The 6000-nt window shown below is 40.1% G+C and carries 4 protein-coding genes and 4 tRNA genes; all 8 read right to left on the bottom strand.

Going from position 1 to position 6000, the window contains the following annotated elements; translation table 11 throughout:
* Nucleotides 1-181 precede the first annotated feature (181 nt).
* Nucleotides 182-256 (bottom strand) — tRNA-Thr (locus B554_RS0103790).
* Nucleotides 257-269: 13 nt separating this feature from the next.
* Nucleotides 270-345: transfer RNA gene (locus B554_RS0103785), tRNA-Gly, on the bottom strand.
* Between the two features lie 37 nt (nt 346-382).
* Nucleotides 383-466 (bottom strand) — tRNA-Tyr (locus B554_RS0103780).
* A gap of 54 nt (nt 467-520) precedes the next feature.
* Nucleotides 521-596, bottom strand: a tRNA-Thr gene (locus tag B554_RS0103775).
* Between the two features lie 98 nt (nt 597-694).
* Nucleotides 695-2188, bottom strand: a complete 1494-nt coding sequence (trpE, locus tag B554_RS0103770) for an anthranilate synthase component I (protein WP_019457030.1) — start codon at nt 2186-2188, stop codon at nt 695-697.
* 108 nt (nt 2189-2296) lie between these two features.
* The gene (locus B554_RS0103765; protein WP_019457029.1) at nt 2297-2965 is read right to left on the bottom strand and encodes a phosphoglycolate phosphatase; all 669 of its coding nucleotides are present in this window, start codon (nt 2963-2965) and stop codon (nt 2297-2299) included.
* 65 nt (nt 2966-3030) lie between these two features.
* A complete protein-coding gene (locus tag B554_RS0103760; protein ID WP_019457028.1) occupies nt 3031-3657 on the bottom strand; it encodes an FHA domain-containing protein in 627 nt (208 codons plus the stop codon).
* Between the two features lie 40 nt (nt 3658-3697).
* Complete coding sequence (gene gspD / locus B554_RS0103755; RefSeq protein ID WP_019457027.1) at nt 3698-5974, bottom strand: type II secretion system secretin GspD; 2277 nt, start codon at nt 5972-5974, stop codon at nt 3698-3700.
* Nucleotides 5975-6000: the final 26 nt, after the last annotated feature.

The following is a 6000-nucleotide window of genomic DNA, read 5'->3' as shown; positions in this document are numbered from 1 at the left end:
GGCTTATTACGTTCAAACTTAGCCTTAGCCATGTTTATAATCCTCGTTTACGTCGAACACAATTCTGAGCAAACACCCAGCATCGACATGTCGCCTAAAAAATCAAACACCCAATACTTGAAAAGCAGACTAATAAGCCTGCTTTTTAAATCTTTGTAGAAAATCTACTAAACTGTATATCTGGAGCTCTTATCGAGATTTGAACTCGAGACCTCTCCCTTACCAAGGGAGTGCTCTACCACTGAGCTATAAGAGCGATTGTCCTTCGATGGAGCGGGAGACGAGGATCGAACTCGCGACATGCAGCTTGGAAGGCTGCCGCTCTACCAACTGAGCTACTCCCGCACTGTGTTGGTATATATACCACTTCAATCGAAGTTAATGGTGGTGAGAGAAGGATTCGAACCTTCGAAACTTTCGTAGCGGAGTTACAGTCCGCCCCCTTTGACCGCTCGGGAATCTCACCATATCACACTTATTTCAGTGTTGTTCTTTACTTCACAACTACACACCTTTAAGATGGTGCCGGCACACGGATTCGAACTGTGGACCTACTGATTACAAGTCAGTTGCTCTACCAACTGAGCTATGCCGGCTCTTCTTAGTGTTTCGTACGTTTCGTATCGGAACGGTGTGCAGTTTAGCAAAACTTCCAAACGATGCAAGCGGTTTTTTAAAAAAAATCGCTAAAAACTCATAAAATCAATCCGTTTGATGATAATTCAACCGCTTTGATCACTGCGCGAGCTTTTATTTGGGTTTCATTCCATTCAGATTCAGGATTTGAGTCAGCTACCAAGCCTGCTCCAGCCTGTACATAGACTTTTTTGTCACGAATAACGCATGTACGGATTGCAATCGACATATCCATTTCACCATGCCATCCCAAATACCCCACTGCTCCACCAAAGACACCTCGTTTCACTGGTTCTACTTCATCAATGATTTCCATTGCACGAATTTTTGGGGCACCAGATAAGGTACCAGCAGGGAAAGTCGCTTTAAACACATCTAAAGCATCTATATCGTCACGAACTTCGCCTTGTACGTTTGAAACAATGTGCATGACATGTGAATAGCGCTCAATCACCATTTGATCAGTTACTTGAACCTTACCTATTTTAGAAACTCGTCCAACATCGTTTCGACCAAGATCAATTAGCATTAAGTGCTCAGCAATTTCTTTTTCATCTGAAAGTAAGTCTTTTTCTAAAGCAACATCTTCCTCTTTAGTTTTTCCGCGCGGCCTCGTACCTGCAAGTGGACGAACTGTCGCAATACCATTTTCTAAACGAGAAAGAATTTCTGGTGAAGAACCAACAATATGAAATGGTTTTTTATCAGTAATCGTTTGCCCTTGTACCAAGAATAAATAAGGCGAAGGATTTAAATGACGTAATGCACGGTAAACCTGTAAAGCCTCACCATCAAAATCAGAAACCATGCGCTGCCCTGGAACAACCTGCATTACATCACCAGCACGGATATATTCTTTAACTTTTTCTACTGTTTCTAAGAACTTTGCTTTACCCGTAATTGATTCAAAATGAGGAGGAGTATGTGGTTTAGCTTGCAAGCTAACAGGAATAGCGAGTAACTGTTCTAATTGATCTAATTTTTGCTGGGCATCTTGATAAGCATTTGCCTGTGTTGCATCAGCGTGAACAATTAAAAATAGTGTATCTTTAAGGTTATCAAAGACAATAACTGTTTTTGATAACATTAACCACAAATCAGGTAACGTGATTGGGTCAGCTGTAGGTACATTCTTTAAGCGTGGTTCAATATAACGGACAGCATCATAACCCAAATACCCCACTAATCCGCCTGTAAAGCTTGGTAAGTCTGGCAAGAGCTCTGCCGATGGCACTTTAAATTGTTTTTGGAAGTTACGAATATATTCAAAAGGATCTTGGCAATCTTGTTGTGTGATTGAGCCATCAGCATGCTGTACAGACAAAACCCCAGCATTGCATGAAAAAACGGTTGATTCGCCTAATCCAATCATAGAGTAGCGCGCCCAGTTTTCCCCACCCTCAACCGACTCAAATAAATAAGCTTGTGTTTGGTCTTTAAAACGAGCAAAAACCGATAATGGGGTTTCTGTATCTGCTAACCGCTGACGATAAACAGGAATAGTGTTATAACCAGCAGCCTTAAGTTGCTCGAATTGCGCTAATGTTGTCATGAATCTTCTCTAATATGGTTTCGATTTAAAAGTGTGTTTTTCTAGATTCGGTTTAGACACGCCATCGAAAAACCATACGCTTATTCATTCTTATCTCCATTTTCTTCATTAAACAATTAACTCAGCAAGACTATCAATAACTTGCTGAGGTTGGCAATCATAGATGCTTTCTCCATGATTATAGCCATAGCTAACCACAATACAATCAATTCCAGCACGGCGCGCAGCTTCTACATCATTGCTTGAATCACCAATCATTAACGATTGTGAAGCAGATGTATTTAGACTTTGCATGCAATGCAGCAATGGTAATGGATGTGGTTTTCTTTCAGGCAAGCTATCTCCCCCAAGTACAACTTGAAAATAAGAGGAAAGCTCTAATGCATCTAATAGTCCTTGAGCAAGTTTGACAGGTTTATTAGTAACACATGCCATTTTTATATTTAGAGTTTGGCAATGTTTTAAAAACTCAGGTACACCAGAATAAATTTGAGTATTTACACAAAGTTCTGCACCATATGTCTCTACAAATGTGTGTAATAAAACCTTATGTTGTTCAGCATCTAATTTACCAAATAGATGAAGTAAAACACTTTCACAGAGTTTTGAGGCACCTTTACCTACCCATTCTCGTATTTGTACTTCTGTCACCAATGGCCAACCGAGTGATTGCAGACTTAAATTCATAGACCGATATAAATCGGCAGCGGAGTCAACAAGTGTTCCATCCAGATCAAATAAAATTAAATCGCGCTTACTTAGTTGTGCAACAGACATTTTCTTCTACTCAAAATTAAAAAGGCATGCGTTTGGCATGCCTTGATTGTAAAAGCAGCAACGGATTATTTAAAGAATAACCATGCTAATACAGCTAAAATTACTAAAATAATAATAGTGATTAAACCAACTGAAGCATTCTTCTGTTGCTCTTTTTCTTCGGCAACACGAGAAACAGGCTCATCAAAAGTAACAGGTGATGGTTGTTTTACATTGACATCCACACCTTCGGGAATAGGCGCAGGTTTTGGAATAGAAATATTCTGCGGCATACCATCGTGGCGAACTTCCACCTCTGCAGCACGCTCTGCAAGGCTTGGCATGCCTTGATCGCTTAAATCCTGTATTGGTGCAGCTTGCACTGGTTCTGCTTCGACTTCAGGTAAATCAGTAATTTTTTGAGCAGGTGCTAAAACTGAGAATTTGAAACTCGCAAATTGAACAATATCACCATCATGTAGCTGCTTTTCTTGCTCAATACGAATATCGTTTACAAATGTACCATTCGATGAATTAAGGTCTTGAACCCATAGCAATTGATCTTTTAAAAGCAATGCAGCATGGCGACGTGAAATTTCAGCAGCTTGTAACAACAAATCAGCGTCCTGATGACGCCCTACCCACATATCACGATCAACTGTAATTTCTTGTCCAGTAATTTCACCAGTAATTGCTTGTAGTTTCCAAGTCATGCATATGTCCTATTCATTTTTTATCAATCATAACATGCTACTACTGCGCTGTGTTTGGTCGCAGTGTGGTAGTTGTTACTGTATTTTTAGTACGATTCACTTCTGGTTCAGGCAACTGCAAAGTTTGCTTTTGAACCGTTGGTTCGACTGCTACAGGTGTGATTATGGTCGAACTCTTACCACCCGAAGGAACTTGCTGATAATTTTTTGACTGCGGAGCAATACTTGGAGGTGTCATTTTTTGATTGTAAACATCATCGACCTGCTCAGGTAGTTTTGCAAAGTTACCGTTTTTATCCATTGCTAACTGTAAACTATACAGCTGATTATAACGCTGCTGAGTCAAACGACGTACATCATTTGCATCACCCACAATTGTTGGATGAATAAAGACAAGAAGGTTTTGTTTAACATTTTTTCTATTATCTGATCGGAACAATCGCCCAACATAAGGGATACTACTTAAACCAGGTACACCTTGTCTTGAAAGTGACGTGTCATCCGACACCAAACCACCAAGCACCACAGTCTGCCCATGTTCAGCCAAAACTGCTGTTTTAATAGCACGTTTACTTGTCACCAAGTCAGCTGCTTGCCCACGACTTTCTTGAACAGCAGAGACTTCTTGTTCCACTTCTAGACGAACCGTACCACCTTCACCAATATGCGGAATGACTTTTAACGTCACACCGACATCCTTTCGTTCTACAGTTGTATATGGGTTGATACCAGTACTATTGGTAGTCACTGAGCCTGTTACAAATGGAACATTCTGGCCTACAACAATATAAGCTTCTTCATTATCCATTGTTACAATAGATGGCGTTGAAAGTAAGTTTGATTTGGTATTGGTTTTAAGGGCCTGAATTAATGCACCATAGGCTTTACGAGAGTTATCAAAATTACCCAATCCTAAAGTTGCACCATTACCTTTATTAGCTCCATTAGCGATAGCAGAAGCAGCTCCAGCCGAACCACTCGACAAATAACCAGCAGCAATAGAAGATAAACTCGCCCCTACATTACTAAAGCTAAGTAAACCAATCCCACTAGATAAATCACCGAGTGCCCATTGAATTCCAAGTTGATCTGCATCATCACCCGATACTTCAATAATTGCAGCCTCAATAAGCACTTGTTGGCGGCGAACATCTAGCTGTTGAATCGCTGATTCAATTTCACGCATTAATTGTGGATCGGCTTTAACAACTAATGAGTTTTGGGCACTATCTGCAATAATGCTTACGCCATTTTGGCTAAAGCTGGAAATATTGTTCCGATTACTATTGTTTGAATTACCATTTAGATTGATTGATGGAGTCGAAATCGAACTTCCGTTTGAACCTGATGTATTTGAACTCGAGTTCTGGTTATTCCCAATCAAATTATTCATCGAATTTGATGAGTTTGATGAATTGTTATTGTTACCAGACGACGAGACAGCTTGACCAGTGACCAAACCTTGTAAAATTTCTGACAAGCTTTTAGCACTTGCATATTTCAAACGGAAAACTTTTAAACCACCTAAACGGTCAGCTGAAGGTACATCCAGCATTTCAATCATGTGGCGAATGCGCTTACGCGTTCCCGGATCACCTTTTACCAAAATACGATTCGTTCGATTATCGGCAATAATACGAATACGAGCACCATTAAAATCTTTTGATGCTCCAGTTGCACTCATCGCTTCAAGTTGAGTAATAATTTCTTCGGCTTGGCTCGACTGAAGGTTAATCGCTTCAATATCATTTTGCCCAGTTCCGTCTAAGTTACGGATAATATTTTCAAGCTGATAAATGTTCGCAGCTCGATCAGAGACAATAAGAGCATTGGTGCCTGCAATCGCAGCCATATGCGCAAATTGAGGCATTAAAGGGCGTAGTGCTGGAATTAAGTCATTTGGATTGGTGTTTTCAAGCCAAATCACTCGTGTAACAATTTGATCACCACGAACCTTATTTCGAGAATCATAAGGAATTCCCGAGTTTTTAACGTTGCTATCTGGCACAAGTTTAATTGTATTACCAGATGGAATCGCAACTACCCCATTTACATTTAAGACCCCAAGAAATAAATCATAAACCTCATCTTTATTTAAAGGTTTATTCGAAATAACAGTGACATTCCCACGCACTCTCGGATCAACAGCAAAGTTCTTACCAGTAATGTCTGCAACTTCATTAATAAAGGCAGTTAAGTCAGCATCACGTAAATTGATCTTCCATGTTTGGGCATAGGCACTGCTACTTACTGTCGCAATCAATGGGGCTGCTGCAAGTAATGCCCAAAGTGGACGTTGATGATTCAATAAAGCCATAACTCGCGATATTTCCTAACTCTTAT

It is taken from the genome of Acinetobacter sp. GG2, assembly GCF_000292385.1.
Taxonomy (GTDB): Bacteria; Pseudomonadota; Gammaproteobacteria; order Pseudomonadales; family Moraxellaceae; genus Acinetobacter; species Acinetobacter seifertii.
Note: the sequence above shows the minus strand (reverse complement) of the source record. Positions and strands in the feature narration are given on the sequence as shown.